14 protein-coding genes and 1 riboswitch are annotated in these 15,931 nt (G+C 34.9%); of the genes, 4 read left to right on the top strand and 10 right to left on the bottom strand.

Annotation, left to right across the window (positions count from 1 at the left end):
* Positions 1-8: 8 nt before the first annotated feature.
* The 4 genes from GSB9_01251 to GSB9_01248 all read right to left on the bottom strand — a co-directional run bounded on the left by GSB9_01251 (position 9) and on the right by GSB9_01248 (position 3,064).
* Positions 9-851: a DUF5777 family beta-barrel protein gene (locus GSB9_01251; protein ID UKM64694.1), complete on the bottom strand. Its 843-nt coding sequence runs from the start codon at positions 849-851 to the stop codon at positions 9-11.
* A 9-nt stretch (positions 852-860) separates the two neighbouring features.
* The gene (locus tag GSB9_01250) at positions 861-1,457 is read right to left on the bottom strand and encodes a T9SS type A sorting domain-containing protein (protein ID UKM64693.1); all 597 of its coding nucleotides are present in this window, start codon (positions 1,455-1,457) and stop codon (positions 861-863) included.
* 12 nt (positions 1,458-1,469) lie between these two features.
* Positions 1,470-1,850: a hypothetical protein gene (locus GSB9_01249; GenBank protein ID UKM64692.1), complete on the bottom strand. Its 381-nt coding sequence runs from the start codon at positions 1,848-1,850 to the stop codon at positions 1,470-1,472.
* 140 nt (positions 1,851-1,990) lie between these two features.
* Positions 1,991-3,064 (bottom strand): hypothetical protein, encoded by a 1,074-nt coding sequence (locus GSB9_01248; protein UKM64691.2) that lies wholly within the window; start codon positions 3,062-3,064, stop codon positions 1,991-1,993.
* A gap of 108 nt (positions 3,065-3,172) precedes the next feature.
* On the opposite strand from GSB9_01248, the gene GSB9_01247 reads away from it, so the two are divergent.
* From GSB9_01247 to GSB9_01245, 3 genes are read left to right on the top strand one after another with little or no spacing between them, the layout of a single operon-like run.
* Entirely contained in the window at positions 3,173-3,694 is a 522-nt protein-coding gene (locus GSB9_01247) for an RNA polymerase sigma factor (GenBank protein UKM64690.1), read from the top strand.
* A gap of 46 nt (positions 3,695-3,740) precedes the next feature.
* The gene (locus GSB9_01246; GenBank protein UKM64689.2) at positions 3,741-4,652 is read left to right on the top strand and encodes a FecR family protein; all 912 of its coding nucleotides are present in this window, start codon (positions 3,741-3,743) and stop codon (positions 4,650-4,652) included.
* Positions 4,636-6,933, top strand: coding sequence for a TonB-dependent receptor plug domain-containing protein (locus tag GSB9_01245; GenBank protein UKM64688.1), 2,298 nt, complete (start codon positions 4,636-4,638; stop codon positions 6,931-6,933). The genes GSB9_01246 and GSB9_01245 overlap by 17 nt, the downstream gene beginning before the upstream one ends.
* Here the strand turns inward: GSB9_01245 and GSB9_01244 are convergent.
* The 6 genes from GSB9_01244 to GSB9_01239 all read right to left on the bottom strand — a co-directional run bounded on the left by GSB9_01244 (position 6,930) and on the right by GSB9_01239 (position 13,784).
* Entirely contained in the window at positions 6,930-7,469 is a 540-nt protein-coding gene (locus tag GSB9_01244) for an acyl-CoA thioesterase (GenBank protein ID UKM64687.1), read from the bottom strand. The genes GSB9_01245 and GSB9_01244 overlap by 4 nt on opposite strands.
* 14 nt (positions 7,470-7,483) lie before the next feature.
* Entirely contained in the window at positions 7,484-8,866 is a 1,383-nt protein-coding gene (gene rmuC, locus GSB9_01243) for a DNA recombination protein RmuC (protein UKM64686.1), read from the bottom strand.
* 77 nt (positions 8,867-8,943) lie between these two features.
* Positions 8,944-10,665, bottom strand: a complete 1,722-nt coding sequence (locus tag GSB9_01242) for a tetratricopeptide repeat protein (GenBank protein UKM64685.1) — start codon at positions 10,663-10,665, stop codon at positions 8,944-8,946.
* A 146-nt stretch (positions 10,666-10,811) separates the two neighbouring features.
* Positions 10,812-11,606, bottom strand: a complete 795-nt coding sequence (locus GSB9_01241; GenBank protein ID UKM64684.1) for an ABC transporter ATP-binding protein — start codon at positions 11,604-11,606, stop codon at positions 10,812-10,814.
* Positions 11,607-12,638: an iron ABC transporter permease gene (locus tag GSB9_01240; protein ID UKM64683.1), complete on the bottom strand. Its 1,032-nt coding sequence runs from the start codon at positions 12,636-12,638 to the stop codon at positions 11,607-11,609. It abuts the gene before it with no gap.
* Positions 12,639-13,784, bottom strand: a complete 1,146-nt coding sequence (locus tag GSB9_01239) for an ABC transporter substrate-binding protein (protein ID UKM64682.2) — start codon at positions 13,782-13,784, stop codon at positions 12,639-12,641.
* A 68-nt stretch (positions 13,785-13,852) separates the two neighbouring features.
* A riboswitch (cobalamin riboswitch) is annotated at positions 13,853-14,051 on the top strand.
* Between the two features lie 30 nt (positions 14,052-14,081).
* On the opposite strand from GSB9_01239, the gene GSB9_01238 reads away from it, so the two are divergent.
* Complete coding sequence (locus GSB9_01238; protein UKM64681.1) at positions 14,082-15,929, top strand: TonB-dependent receptor; 1,848 nt, start codon at positions 14,082-14,084, stop codon at positions 15,927-15,929.
* Positions 15,930-15,931 lie beyond the last annotated feature (2 nt).

Below are 15,931 nucleotides of genomic sequence, written 5' to 3'. Positions count from 1 at the left end.
TATAAGGGTTAAAATACACGACTTAAGTTAAATCCGAAATAAATATTACCATCGCTCCAATTTCCAGAACCTTGTCCTAAAAAAGAGTTGGTATTCATACCTTGGGCGTTGGTAAAATGCATTTGAAAAACATGGCCGCCAGTTTCTAAATCGATACCAATGGATAGAGGGTTTTTAAAAGGTGAATTGTCTGCTCGATTTAAGTGCCAGCCGTAATCTGCATTTAAAGACCAGCGTTTCCCTAATTTATAACGACCACCAATACCTAAAGCGTATTGCGAATTGTCTTGCTCGTCAATGGCTACATAATTATCATGAAAGTAAGTTGGAGCCAGCTCTAATGACAGGTTGGTGTTAATTTTTCTTGATATAAGTATCTGTGCCGTATAGCCTAAACGATGTTTAAATTCTAATAACGGGAGATTGGCCTTTTCTAGAGCAGTATTGACCTGAATGGAATTATAGCCCACAATAGTAAACGGAAAGCCATTGGTTTCCTGTTTTAATAAACTATATTTTGCAGAAGCTTCGTATATTTTTTGAAACGAACTTCTTGAAATGCTAATGTTCAAACCATCTGTAATACCGAAAATAAAGTTTAATCGGGTTACGGCATCGTCTAACCCAAAAAAGGTGTCCAAACCATATTCTAAACTACCAAATCGGTGGGCTACAATAAAGGTAAAATCTCCCTTTGCTACTAGTTTAGTCGATTCAAAGTTTACAATTTTAAGTCCTTTAAACGCTGCCGCAGCATAAGGAAAATTTACAGAGTCGGTATCTATTTCATTTAGTAAATCATCCTGTGAGAAGACTAAGACTGGAAATAATAAAATTATAATATACTTCATAAAATGGTTTTAGAGTTTTAAAAATTTTTTGGTGTGGTTTGCGCTACTAGACTTTAGGTTTAAAAAATACATACCTTTACTTAAATGGGCTACATTAATTGAATTTTTGACGGTATTACTTGAATAGACTTTTTGTCCAATATAGTTAAAAATTGAAATGCTTTTTATCTCTATGTCATTTATTGATTTTAAATAGATTGCAGTTGTTACGGGGTTGGGTGATATTGAGAATTGGCTAATTGAAAATTCGTCAGTACTTAACGTGCCTTCTTCAACCACTGTTATAGTGCCATACATGGATTGAAAATGAGGGTCGCATTGATAGTCATTCGTTCCTACAACTGTAAAAGTATATGGATATACATATCCTACACCACTTTGTAGGTTGCTGTCAAAAGTTTCCGCACTTCCAGGTTTTGAAGCCACGTTATGTGTGCCAGAGTCACTCCATACCCATTCTACGGTATCTCCAACTTCAATTGTTTTGCTTGCCGCTGGTCCATTTACGCCCAACGCCCAATTTATTTGATAGGTTTCCGTAGTTTGCGAATTGATGGTTAATATTCCTAAAAATATTAAAACGATGGTTGGTAATTTTGATTTCATAGATTCTAAGTATTATAAATTATTAATAATTGTACATTGGTCTAATTTAATTTGTTCCAATAAATCGTCATAGCCAATTATGCGTCCTTTTACTTTTATTGATGTCCCAACTTTTAATTCTTGTTTTGGATTTTTTAGTATGCAAAAAATATTGTCATTTAAAGTCAAGTCGTTTAGGTTGAATTCTGAAACAATACCAGAAACTTCAATGGTTTTATTCAGGTATTTTTGTTCTGCTTGAATTGGAGAGGTTTCAAATTCACTTTTCAGGTTTTGCGAACTCACCGTGTAGTTGGCCGCTTCCGATGCTATATCTCGGTGGTCTTGGTACAGGTAGTTGTAGCCAATAATTACGGCTATTAGAAGTATAATAATAACTATCCATTTTTTCATAACATTTTATCTTTTAAACTGCTTCAACCAAAAACCGAAGCAGTTTCTGTTAAACATTAAATAGCTTTTAACTAGGTATCAACGGTGTTGAAGTTATTAATTTTTCTTTTTTATTTAATGTTTTCTTTATTGTTTTTAAATTAATCACAATTGTTTTTATAGCGCAAGCGATCGTCACCTCCAACTCTAAAGTCGACTTTAGAATCAGAGTATTCCGATATTTCATGCAGTCTCCAATCGTTATTACAATATGGTAAACTGGGGATGTTAATGGTTACTGTGATGTTGTTTCCTGAGCCATTGGCCTCCCATGTGCCGTAGTTTGTATCTCCGTAATAATCTGCCGATACGGTTCCGTTACTGGAAAAATTAAATTTGTAGCCATCGTAGTAATCATCGTAATCGTAGCCATAACGTTCTAATTGATCAACAGACCAATCTGAGCAATTAACTAAAATATCGGTAAGTTTATTGGGAGTACAATTGTTGCAATCGTCATCGTTATAATCGAAATCGTCATCTTCATCGCAATAACTTTGGTAGGTTTTAATAGTGCTTTCTAACTCGGTTAAGTTGTTAACTGTTATTTTGGTATTGTCTAATAATTTTAAACTTAAAGGGAAGTTGAGCGTTACCAAATCGAAACTGGTCAAATTATTTATAAAGTTAAAAAGAGCCTTGTCTGATTCAAGGCTAACCGTATTAATTATTTCATTTTTTGAATTAAACGATGATGCCGTAATAGGGTAGATGAAATCCAGGCATTCTATGTCGTCATCAATTTCATTTTCACCATTGCAGTTATTCGAATAGGAATTTAATTCGTTCGTGTTGTTAACAGTGATTTCACTAAAATCACTAAGAATTATTTTAACAGGGAAGTTTAACGATAGTATATCAATATCGTCATCGGAGTCATCAAAAATATGCTCAATTATTTTTAAATCATCCTCAACTTTAACCAAAACTTCTTCGTTATTGGCACTCAAGGTAACAGGACGTTTAATATTATAACAATTAGCATTGTCTATAATATTGTCAATCGAGCCATCATTCATGCTCGTTCTTTGCATCAAATTAGCAACAGCCGAGTTGTATAAAAGCTGGTCTTCTTCAGGGGTTTCAATCAGTACCATCTCTTCTTCCCTGCAAGACATCATCGCAACATTAATTGAAAGAAAACAAATAAATAAAGTTTTTAATGGGGGTTTCATTTTACAATTGGTTTGCCCGTTTAATTAAATAACAACTCAAACGGAAAAATTCCTCAAATTATTTTTGTAGAAATATTTATATACCTTTATCAAATAATTTTTTTAACCTTGCCTAAAGACCCTAATAACATCTGCGAAACTCGTGTTTTCGAGAGTATTTACAATAAATACTCAAAGGATTTACATGACTATCTTTATTATAAATATGGAACCAAAATTAACCCCAATGATAAAACTCAGGAAGCATTTATAAAACTTTGGAAGTATTGTAAAAAAGTAAAAGTGGCTAAGGCCAAATCTTTTTTGTTTACCGTGGCAAACAACATGGCGCTTAACGATATAAAACACCAAAAAGTAGTTTTAAATTACGAAAGAAAGCATAGTAGGAAGCACACTCATGAAACACCCGAATTTTTGTTGGAGCAAAGTCAGTTTTTAGAAAAATATAAAACAGTTTTGGCCAATTTGTCTGAAGAACAACGCGTGGCCTTTTTACTCAATAAAGTAGAAGGGAAGAAGCACAGCGAGATAGCAGAGCAACTTGGTGTGACCAATAAAGTTGTGGAATATAGAATTTATACTGCGTTTAAAAAACTTAAAGCGTCACTTGAAAATTTTAATATAAAATAATCAGGAGTTTTTAGTATGAAGTTGTTATTAATGTAAATTAAAGGGAGTGAAAAAGGAGGACTTGGTAAAAAAATGGCTTAAAAATGAGCTAACGGATGACGAAAAACAAGTGTTTGAAAAGCTTGATGATTTTGAGTTAAACACCCGTATTGTTGAAACGGCAAAGCAATTTAAAGCATCAAATGTTTCTAGTGTTGATGACTTTGAAACTTTTAAAAACAAATACGAAACAAGCAAAGACACTTCTACAAAAATTAAATGGCTAAAACCTTTATTTAAAGTGGCAGCCGTTTTATTAATTGCTTTTGGTGTATATTTTTATTTTTTCAGTAGTGGTAAAACAATCGTTAAAACACTTGTAGCCGAGAAAATAAACATTGAGCTTCCAGATGATTCTCAAGTAGTTTTAAATGCACTATCTCAAATAGAATTCAATAAAAAGCATTGGAAAACCAATCGAGAAATTAAACTAAATGGCGAAGCCTTTTTTAAAGTTGAAAAAGGGAGTCAATTTAAAGTTGTAACACAAGATGGTGTTGTAAGTGTTTTAGGAACGCAGTTTAATGTAAAACAACGCGATAATTATTTTGAGGTAACTTGTTATGAAGGCTCGGTTAAGGTGTCATCAAGAATTATTAGCCAGGTTTTGGCATCTGGTGAGGCTTTTCAAATGCAGGATAATAAAATACTGAACCTAGAAACAACTTTAAAAACGCCGCAATGGGTTGATAAAATAAGTAGCTTTAAAGATGTACCGTTTACTGTTGTGATTGAAGAATTAAAAAGGCAATATGATATTGAGGTAAGTCTTGAAGACATTAATGCTAAACGAAAATTTACAGGAGGGTTTAAGCATGATAATTTAAATGAAGCACTCATTTCAATTACAAAGCCGATGGGACTGAAATACAAAATAAGTTCGTCTAACGAAGTTGTAATTCATGCAAATAAAAATTAAAAACTTCACTTTATTATGGTTTCTGCTTTTGGTGTTTTCTTTAAAGGTAGCCAGCCAAGAAAATAACAAAAAACTACCGCTTGTTCTGGTTTTTAGCGCTATAGAACAGCAGTTTGGATACCAGTTTAATTATGCAAAAGATGCCGTAGAACACATACGGCTTGTTGCGCCTTCAAAAGGGTTTTCTTTTAAAGAAACTTTAAACTATCTGAGAAATAATACCGAATTTAATTATACAGTAATTGGTGATTTTTTTGTTTTAGTGAGCCAAGCAAGCAGTACGTCTTTTAAAAGCCAAAAGTTGCAGCAATTGCAAGAGGTTATAGTGCCTGGTTATATTGTAAGAGGAATAAATAAACTAAACAATGGTTCCTTTAAAATCGATTTCTCAAATTTTAGTATGCTTCCTGGACTAATTGAGGCCGACGTACTCCAATCGGTGCAGGCGTTTCCTGGTATTCAAAGTATAAACGAAAATGTGTCAAATATTAATATAAGAGGAGGTAGCCACGACCAAAACCTCATACTATGGGACGGTATTAAAATGTATCAGTCTGGGCATTTTTTCGGACTCATTTCCATGTACAACCCTCAAATTACCGAAAAAGTGGTTCTTGTTAAAAATGGCTCGGATGTTTCGTTAACCGATGGTATTTCGGGTACCATTGCCATGAAAACTAAGGATGATATTAACACTCAATTTAAAGGAAATATAGCTTTAAATTTTATAGATGCCAATGGTTTTGCCGATGTGCCGATAAGCAAAAAATCGTCAATACAATTGGCTTTGCGTAAATCTATTAGCGATTGGGTTGAAACACCAGCCTACCATAAGTTTTTCAGAAAAATATCGGAAGGTACTGAAGTGGATAATACTTCGAACTCCTTAAGGAATTCTAATGAACAATTTGATTTTTATGATGCCTCCTTTAGGTGGATTTATAAAATTACAGAGAAAGACGAATTGCGTGTTAACTTTATTAATGTTGCCAACGAATTGATTTTTTATGAAAACACTAACCAAGAATCACGCAGAAGCAGTGTGGAGCAAAATAGCATTGCGGGTGCCATTAGTTATGCTCGTAAATGGAATAATAGGCTAAGAACCAAAATAGAGATTTATGAGACGGATTACAAACTGAAAGCAATAAACGCGAACATTTTAGACAACCAGCGGTTTTTGCAGGAGAATGTGGTTTCTGAAACAAGTTTCAAATTTAAATCTTACCACCGGTTTAATGAAAACTTGAGTTTGCTTGCAGGTTACCATAGTGTTGAAACCAAAGTGAGCAATTTAGATGATGTTGATAAACCAATTTATAGATTTTTAGTATCAGAGGTCGTGCGTACCCATGGGCTTTTTTCTCAGTTAAATTATACATCGCGCAGCGGGTTAACCAATTTATCAGCAGGTTTAAGGTTTAATCATATCGATAAATTCAATAAACAACTTTTAGAGCCCCGATTTAGTTTCAACCATAAGTTTAAGGAGCATTTCAATATTGAGGTTTTGGGAGAATTGAAGCACCAAAATACTACGCAAATTATAAGTTTTCAAAACGACTTTTTGGGTGTAGAAAAACGGCGGTGGTTTTTGGCCAACAATACAGATATTCCAATACTTAAGAGCAGGCAAGTGTCGTTGGGTTTAAGCTACAGTAAAAGTGGATGGTTGTTGAGTGCCGAGATTTATCATAAAAAAGTGAATGGTATTACAGCCCAAAGTCAGGGTTTTCAAAACCAATATCAATTTGCTAAAGCAAGTGGTAGCTACCAAACCAATGGTTTAGATTTTATTTTACGAAAGCGCATTCGGCAATTTAATGTATGGCTAAGTTATGCCCATATGGATAATAATTATAGTTTTCAATCATTGCAAAATCGAACTTTTCCAAGTAATTATAACCTTAACCATGCGTTGACATTGGGAACGACTTATATGCTGCAAAACCTTAAAATTTCTGCTGGATTTAATTGGTTTTCTGGAAAACCAACAACCTTTCCTGTGATGGGAAATGAGGTGGTTAACAATAGCGTAAATTTTGAATCCAGTAACAGTAGCTATTTAAGCGATTACTTTAAGGCCGATATATCGATGTTATATCGTTTCAAGATTGGAACACATACAAAAGCCGATTTGGGAGCGTCTATCTGGAATATTTTTGATACCGATAATGAAATAAACAATATTTTCCGTGTTAATTCAGAAGGAACTATCGCTAAAACACAAGAAACGTCTCTCGGGTTTACCCCAAATTTTGTATTAAGGGTTTACTTTTAGCCCAGTTCAATTTTAGCATTCTGGGTTTTTATAAAATCCAAATGCTCTTCAATCTTAAATTCTGAAGAATTAAATTTAGTGCTTCTCGTTTTAGCTTGCTGTTGGCGTGCAATACTTCTGGCAAAACGTCTTACACTTTGTACGTCATCTAAAATTAAACCTGGAACGGGTACATTTTTACCGTTTTCGTCTTTGGCAACCATAGTGAAATATGAAGAATTACAATGTTTTACCTCTCCTGTTTGGACGTTCTCAGATTCAATGCGTAAGCCAACAACCATAGAAGTTCTGCCCGTATAATTAATAGATGCTTTTAAAGTAACTAATTCGCCAACTTCAATCGGGTTTAAAAAATCAACACGGTTAACCGATGCTGTTACACAATAATGTCTGGAATGTTTTGAAGCACAAGCAAAGGCTATTTGGTCCATCAGGTTTAGTATGTGCCCACCGTGGATTTTTCCACTAAAATTCGAATGCGAAGGCAACATTAATTGTGTTATTGTAACTTGTGATTCTTTAGCGTGTTTAAACATAAAGATGAGTTTTGTTAATTTTCTTGAGATCGTTTTATAATAGCTTCGGGTAGCGATTTTTTGGCTTTCGCACCCATTTTTTTCAACTTTTCAACGCTTTTTACTAGGTTCCCTCGACCCTCAACCAATTTGTTCATGGCCGCAGAGTAGTCGCTTTTGGCAGCGTCTATTTTTTTGCCAACACCCGTCAAATCGCTTACCAAACCTTCAAATTTATCATATAATGCACCAGCTTGTCGCGCAATTTCAATGGCATTCCGCTGTTGTTTTTCGTTGTTCCACATGGTGTCTATGGTGCGCAATGTGGCCAATAGGGTAGAGGGTGTTACAATTACAATATTCTTCTCAAAGGCTTTATTATAAATGGCATTATCTTCATTTACAACAATCGCAAAAGCAGGCTCGATGGGGATGAACATCAATACAAAATCGGGCGACTCAATATCATATAAATCCTGATAATTTTTTTCCGAAAGTTGGTCGACATGCTTTTTTACTGAATTTATATGTGCTTTTAAAAATAGGGCTTTTTGGTCGTCTTCGGCATTTACCAAGCGCTCGTAATCGGTTAGCGAGACCTTAGAGTCGATTATCATTTTTTTACCATCAGGAAGGTGCAAAACGACATCGGGCATTACACGCGAATTATCGTCTCTTGTAAAACTTTGTTGCACAAAATACTCGCGGTCTTTTTCCAGCCCTGATTTTTCCAAAACACGTTCTAAAACCAATTCGCCCCAATTACCTTGCATTTTACTGTCGCCTTTTAAAGCTCGGGTTAGGTTAGTGGCTTCTTTGGTCATCTGCTGGTTTAGGTCTTTTAACCCCAATAATTGTTCTTTTAGAGCCGAATGCATACTGATGCTTTCCTTTTGGCTTAAATCAACTTTTTCTTCAAAGGTTTTTATCTTTTCTTGAAGCGGATTAAGGATGTTTTTTATGTTTTCCTTATTTTGCTCGGTGAATTTGCTCGATTTTTCATCCAGGATTTTATTGGCAAGATTTTCAAATTCTTTGGTGAATTTCTCCTGAAGCTTGCTCACTTCATCTTTCTGTTCTTGGTTTTTTTTCTGAAGGTTTTCAAAATCGGCATTTTTTCTGGCCAGTTCGGAATTCAGAAAATCTTTTTCTCTTCGAATGGCTTCACGCTCATTTTCGATTTTTTCGATTGTTGCTTTTAAATCTGAAATTTGCTTATTGAATTGTTCGCTTTGTCGGTTCAGTTCAACTTCACCTATTTCCTTTTGCTCATGCAGTTTTTGCTCTAAACTATTATTGCGTTCTGTTAAAGTGCTCTCCTGGCTTTTGATTTTTAATTTGCTGATAAACATACCCAAATAGGTACCGATACCGGCTGCAATAATGATAGCTAAAATGAGAATAAGACTGTCGTTCATTTGGAAAAAATAATTTCAAAGATAAATTTTTAGCCCAAAATAAGCGTCCCTATTCCAAGTCAATTTGAAAAAGTTATTTACAATATTGAGGTTTGTATTTCTATATCACTGTCTTCCCAGGCCTTATTGAATTCTTTTAGTACAGCTCCTGCTTCATCTAATTTTCCTTGAAACTTCAAACTTTTATATAATCCCATTAATGACCAGCCATTTTGTCTGAGAACTTCTAAATCTTCTTTAAAAACTCTTTCGGCAGCCTTGTATTTATTTGCTTTTAAAAGTACAGCACCCAAGTTTTGTCTTGTTGGGATGTGCCATGCAGCGGGCTCGTTATAAATGAGATCATCTTCAATCTCTACGGCATTTTCAAAATGTTTAATAGCTTTTTCCATATTGTTTTTTACGGATGCAATTTCTCCAGCTACTACTTCATAAGCAAGTGCAGCTATTGTTGTTCCGCTATCAAAGCCTGTAGCAACTAATGTTTCCATTTCTGGGTCTTTTTTTAAGTTATCGATAGCTTTAAGTTCTTCTATGGCTTCTTTAATATTATTTTTTCTCACAAAGGCCACACCTCGTGCATAATGCCAAATGAGTTTTAAATGCTTAATTTCATCATTAGGCTTAGGAAAAGTTAAAATATCATTCCATTTGCCAAATCTTGTGTAAGCCAAAAGAGGTATTGATGCAAAATTTTGTAAAAAATGTAGCTCTTTCATTTCGCCTACCGGAACTTTTTCAGCCGTTTTTTTTGCTGCATTAATAGCCATTTCGCTTGCACCCAATAAACTTGATGCCGACCACAGAAAATGGATATTATGAGGATAATATCCAAGTGGGTACATGCCTTGTGCATAACATTGAGAAATATAATCTTCATCCGCCAAAATAGCTTTCTGGTTGGCGATTACGGCATCTTTGTATCTCCCAACTCTAATGTAAACATGAGAAGGCATGTGTACAATATGGCCAGCTGCAGGCATAAGCGTCCCTAATTTTTCTGCACTTGGTACGGCCAAGTCTGGTTGAGGCAGCTCTACCATATGAATATAATAGTGGTGTGCCCCTGGGTGATTTGGATTTATTTTTATAGCATTTTCCAATGCGGTTTTTGCCTCAAGGATATTGGGAGATGGATTACCATTTTTGTCCCAATAATTCCACGGTACTGTATTCATTACTGAAGCTGCGTAAAGAGTTAAAATGTCAGCATCGTTTGTATAGTTTTTTGCAACTTCGGTCATGGCTTCCATATAGGCCATATTCAAAACTTCAACATCAGTTTCTAAATTTGTGGAGTATCTAAAGGACAATGCTTCAATCAATGCTTGTTCTTTGGGTGATCCACTTTTTGCTAGTGACTTGGCTTTTTCAATAGCCTCGTTGCACTTGTTTTTACGTTCTTCATCAGGCATTGGGTCATTTATGTTTGGTCCTAGTACATAGGCTTGGCCCCAATAAGCCATTGCTAAATTGGAATCTAATCTCGCAGCTTCCATAAATGAGCGGTGTGCCTCGGCATGGTTAAATGCATAAGTTAACCTTAAGCCCTGATCGAAAAACTTTTGTGCCAAAGCGCTATTTGTACTTACCTTATAAGTATGGTTTCCTAAATTTTCGAATAAAGGGGCGATTTGTTTTGTGGTATCAATATCGCTTAGCAAAAAAATCGCTGGGGTACAGCTCATTTTAGCTGCAATTTTGTTCGGGTAATCATATACTTTTTCGGGAGAAGTTTTAAATAGAAGTGTAAATAAAACTATAAATGTTGTAAGTAGAACGGTAAGTTTGATTTTCATGATTCCTAGGTTTATTATGTTAGTAAATGCCCATAACTTTTACTATTAACAACTTTAGGGAGCGAAAATTGAAAATTAAGGTTGTACTTGGTTGTTTTTCAGTAGAAAATAGAACTTGAATATACTAATTTTTTTGGGGAATACAATTACTTTTTCACTCTAAAACTTCCTGTTTTTTCATCGAAGGCTATCAAATCTTTGGGAAATAGATTTTCAAAAACGCCTGTTTCTATAAGTTTACAGGGCTGGTTAGAAATCACTTGGTCATTTCCCATAACAATTAGAGTATCGCACAACTGAATGGCCAAATCAATTTCATGAGAGGAAAAGAGAATGGTTTTGCCCGTTTCTTTAGTAAGTTTTTGTAAGAGTTTTAAAATATAGGCCTTGTGATACATGTCTAGGTGCGTTGTGGGTTCGTCCAAAACAATCAACTCGGTGTCTTGTGCCAGGGCTCGTGCAATCATTACTTTTTGTAATTGCCCGTCGCTGAGTTCGTAGCACCTTTTGTTTTTTAAAGTTTCAATATTAGTTTGTCGTAAAGCATTTTTAACGACTACAATATCCTCTTCAGATAAATTACCAATCCAATTCGTGTAGGGTTGACGGCCTAGAGCGACCAACTCAAAAACCGATAAATTTTTCGAAGCGACCTGTTCAGTCAATACCAAACTCAATACTTTGGCGAGTTTAAGGGGCGTGTAGCTAAAGGTTTCTTTTCCGTTAATGTAAATGTGGCCTCCTAACGGATTTTGTACTTTAGTAAGGGTTCTTAAAAGGGTTGATTTTCCTATGCCATTGGCACCAATCAATCCAACAAGCTCTCCTTTTTTTAGTGTAATATTGATGTTTGATGAAACAACGGACGTCTTCTTTTTCGAGGTATAACCAACAGAAAGCTTTTCTGTTTTTAAAATGATATGGTCTTTGGTTTTAGTCATTTAAAATATCATTTTTCGCTTTCTGGTTAACAGCCAAATGACTATTGGTGCGCCTACTAACGATGTTATAGCATTGATAGGCAGCGTAAAATCACTGCTAGGTAACTGTGCGATACTATCGCAAATAAGCATAACAATACTGCCAAATAAAAGTACGGCCGGTAATAAAACTTTATGGTTTGATGTATTGAACACCTGCCTTGTAATATGTGGAATGGCCAAGCCAATAAAGGCAATTGGGCCTGCAAAGGCGGTGATGGTTCCTGCCAATAAACTGGTAGCGATAATGATGGTCAGTCTGCTTTTTTTAATATTTAGCCCCAAACTTTTTGCATAGTTTTCTCCTAATAGCAATGAATTTAAGGGTTTAATACAAATAATGCTCACTAAAAGTCCGATTGAAAAAAGTACAAATAGTATAGCTAAATCTTCCCAGGATAAATTGCCCAAACTGCCAAAGCCCCAAAAAATATATTGCTGTAATTGTTCGGCAGAACCAAAATAAGAGAGCACACTTACTATGGCGGCTGTGATGCTGGCGAACATTAACCCTATGATAAGAATAGCCATGGTATCACGTACTTTTATGGAGACTGTTAAAACGGCCAAAAGCACTAAAAAACTGCCAAAACTAGCGGCGATAACAACACCCCATTTTGAAACAAAAAGTGCTGCAAATATACCACCAAGCACACTGGAGCCCAAAATGATCAAGGCCACACCCAAACTGGCTCCAGAGCTAATGCCCAAAACAAAAGGACCGGCCAATGGATTCCTAAATAGCGTTTGCATTAACAGCCCAGAAATACTAAGGCCAGAGCCAACAATAATAGCTGTTAAGGCCTTGGGTAACCTATAATTTAAAATAATGTGATGCCAGCTTTCGGTTTCTGTAGGAAGCCCAAACAGACTATTAAAGATACTTTTTAGCGGAATGGAAACCGAACCCAAGCTAATATTAACTAAAAAGCATAGGGCTAGCACGAGAACTAAAACGATAAACGGAACTCTATATGTGGTTGGCTTAGGCAATTATTTTAAGGCTTTAAAAAAATAAAGTTCGTAGTTTTTAAGTAATGTAGGATGTCCTATTTTAATGAGGTCTTTCAATACTAAATCGGGCCGGGTTATGCCCAATTCATAATAGAGTACGCCACCAGTTTCCCCTGTGGTATTGGTAAACGAATATATTTTTTTGTTTTTAAAGGCATTAAACGAACTATGATGCTCATTACCATTTTTAAGTGTTTCTAAGCTTGTATAATTAGATGGATTTAACCAAATATCGGCATTTTTGGCTTTAACGAAAACCGATTCGAAATTAAGTTTTAAACTGCCCGTTCCCGTTGAGTTTTTCCACAAATAGTCCATGCCGGCGTCTTTAAAAAGCTGTGCTTCGGTGCTATTGCCATTGGGTAATTCCCAAATATCACCATGCATGGCACCACTTAAAACAGTTGGTTTGTTTTTTAAGTTGGCTACTAATTTTTTAGCTTCCAAATAATTCTTCTCAATTCCATTAAAAATAGAATCGGCTTCTCTTTCTTTATTGTATAACACCCCAAACAACTTAATCCATTCGGCTTTAGCCAAAGGAGAATTTTCAACCCAATCGCCATTAAAAACTACAGGAATACCTGATGTTTTAACTGTTTCAAGAGAGCGGTTGTTACCATCAATGCCAAAGCCTATCACCACATTGGGGTTCAATTCCAATAAAATTTCAGTATTGAGGCCTTCATTTTTACCAAGTTCTCTAATGTTTCCTGAATCAATAAGCGTTCTGATTTTTTCAGAGGAAATAAAATCAGTTCCTGGAAATCCAACCAACGTATTTTGAACTTGTAAAAGTTCTAACCCCGGCAGGTGGGTGGTACTGGTTACCACTATTTTATTTATTGGAAGGGTAATGATGCCGTCGAACTCATCTCGATTTAAAGTGATTTTTGGTAGTATGCTTTTTTCAACTAAAGCATATTTATAAACTTTTTCCGCGTTAGGCCAAGGATTAGAAATCGTTAATATCTTATAGTCATTGGCAGTACTAATTGAAAACCCTTTAGCATGGCTTAGAGGAATTTCAGAAGCAATTTTGTCTGAAATTTTAATGGATTGTTCCTTCTTTTTACAGGCTAAAAAGGTTAAGAGAATGAGTAATACGTAAGTCGTTTTTTTCACGATGAGCATAATTTGTGTCAAAAGTAATATTAATTAATGTTTTAGTTTATACATTGGTTAAATTGTTTACTTTTACGTCGAAATTTGGTTTTTAAGGACTTTTTAGTCTAAAAATTAAAAGGGAATCTGGTGCAATTCCAGAACTGTTCCCGCAACTGTAAGCTATAATGCTTCATGCAAAAACTTCAATGTCACTGAAGAGCATTCTTTGGGAAGACGAGCATGAAGACGCAAGTCAGGAGACCTGCCAATTTTCGTAATCTATAATGACTTTCGGGAAAAAAGTCTTCAGGATATATGAAAAAAATAAGCGTCTTTTTAATTTTAATTGGTTTAGTAGATAGCCTTAATGCCCAATCTACTTTGGATTCTATTCAACAGTTGGATGAAATTCTTGTAAGTGATACTAAGTTAAACCAGTACGCTACGGGTATTAAAATTCAGGTGTTAAATGATTCGGTTTTAAGGTTTAATTCTAAATCACTTACCGAGGTTTTGGCATTAAATAGTAATTTGTATTTCAAAGAAAATGGATATGGCATGGTGTCATCGCCATCGTTTCGCGGTACTAACGCTTCACAAACCACTGTTGTTTGGAATGGGATTAATATAAATTCACAACTTAATGGGCAAACCGATTTTAGTACTATAAACACGAATAATTTTAATTCAATCGCCATTAGAAGTGGCGGTGGCAGCGTGCAATATGGAAGCGGAGCTATTGGCGGAAGTATTCATCTAAATAATAAACTGGCATTTAATAAACATTTTGGAAATAAGGCTTTTGCGTCTTACGGGAGTTTTAATACAAAACAAGTAGGTTTTAATTCATCGTATGGATCGGATAAATTTTCGGTTAATGGCGGGCTTTTTTATATAGATTCAGATAATGATTATAAATATTTAGGAACCGACAAGGTTAATGAAAATGGTGAGTTTGGTAATGTGAGTTTGAACTTTAATTTAGGATATTTTGTCTCTGGTAAAGATGTGTTGAAATTATATCATCAAACATTTGTAGGTGATAGAAATTTTTCAGGAACCCTAAATACAGTTGGTAAAAGTAGGTATGAAGACCAAAATTTTAGAAGTATGTTAGAATGGTCGCATATTTCCAATTCATATACGTCTAGGTTGAAAGTAGCTCATTTACAAGAACAGTTTAAATATTACGAAAATAAAGACAATAATAACCATACTTTTGGAAAAATAAACACCTATCTGGTGAATTATAATTTCAATAGGAAAATCTCCGAAAATTTTCAGTTTAAAACCATATTGGATTATAATAAATTTATAGGTACAGGTAGTAATTTTGGCGATCCTGAGCGTACGGTGTTTTCGGTTACAGGATTATTAAATCATAAACTGAACGAGCGATTTGAATATAATGTTAACTTAAGAAAGGATTTTACTTCAGGATTTAAAAGTCCGTTTGTGTTTTCGGCAGACGGAAGTTATAAGGCAAGTGAACACTATCGATTAACATTGAACGGCTCTAAAAATTACAGAGTTCCAACCTTTAACGATTTATATTGGGTGCCAGGCGGAAATTTAAATTTGGTGCCAGAGTCGTCTTATCAAATAGATTTTGGGCAGGAGATAATTCATGAATTGTTTACCCTTAATCTTAACGGGTATTATATAAAAACAGAAAATTTAATTCAGTGGCGACCAACTTCGGGTGCGTGGTCTCCAGCAAATGTATCTAGAGCACAAAGCTATGGTGTTGAGTTGGAATTGCAAATGGCATGTCGTTTTAATAATCACCATTTCACCTTCAATAGTCATTATTCCTATACCGTTTCAGAAAATTTAGAAACCCAAAAGCAACTTATCTACGTGCCTTTTCATAAAGGAAATTTTTCCTTGGGATACAATTACAAAAACATATCGGCTTATTACCAATTTATGTATAATGGAGATGTTTTTACCACCGATGATAATTTGTCAGGTCCGTTTTATTCGGTTGAAGACTATAATATTTCCAATTTAGGTTTGAATTATGAGGTGTTTAATGAAGTGAAACAACAGTTAGTCGTTGGGGTTTTGGTGAAAAATATATTTAACACTAATTATCAGAGCATCGCTTTTAGGCCGATGCCAAACAGAAATTTTAACATTCAAATAAACTATAAATTTTAAAA

The organism is Flavobacteriaceae bacterium GSB9, from assembly GCA_022749295.1.
In the GTDB taxonomy this organism is placed as follows: domain Bacteria; phylum Bacteroidota; class Bacteroidia; order Flavobacteriales; family Flavobacteriaceae; genus Flavisericum.
Note: the sequence above shows the minus strand (reverse complement) of the source record. Positions and strands in the feature narration are given on the sequence as shown.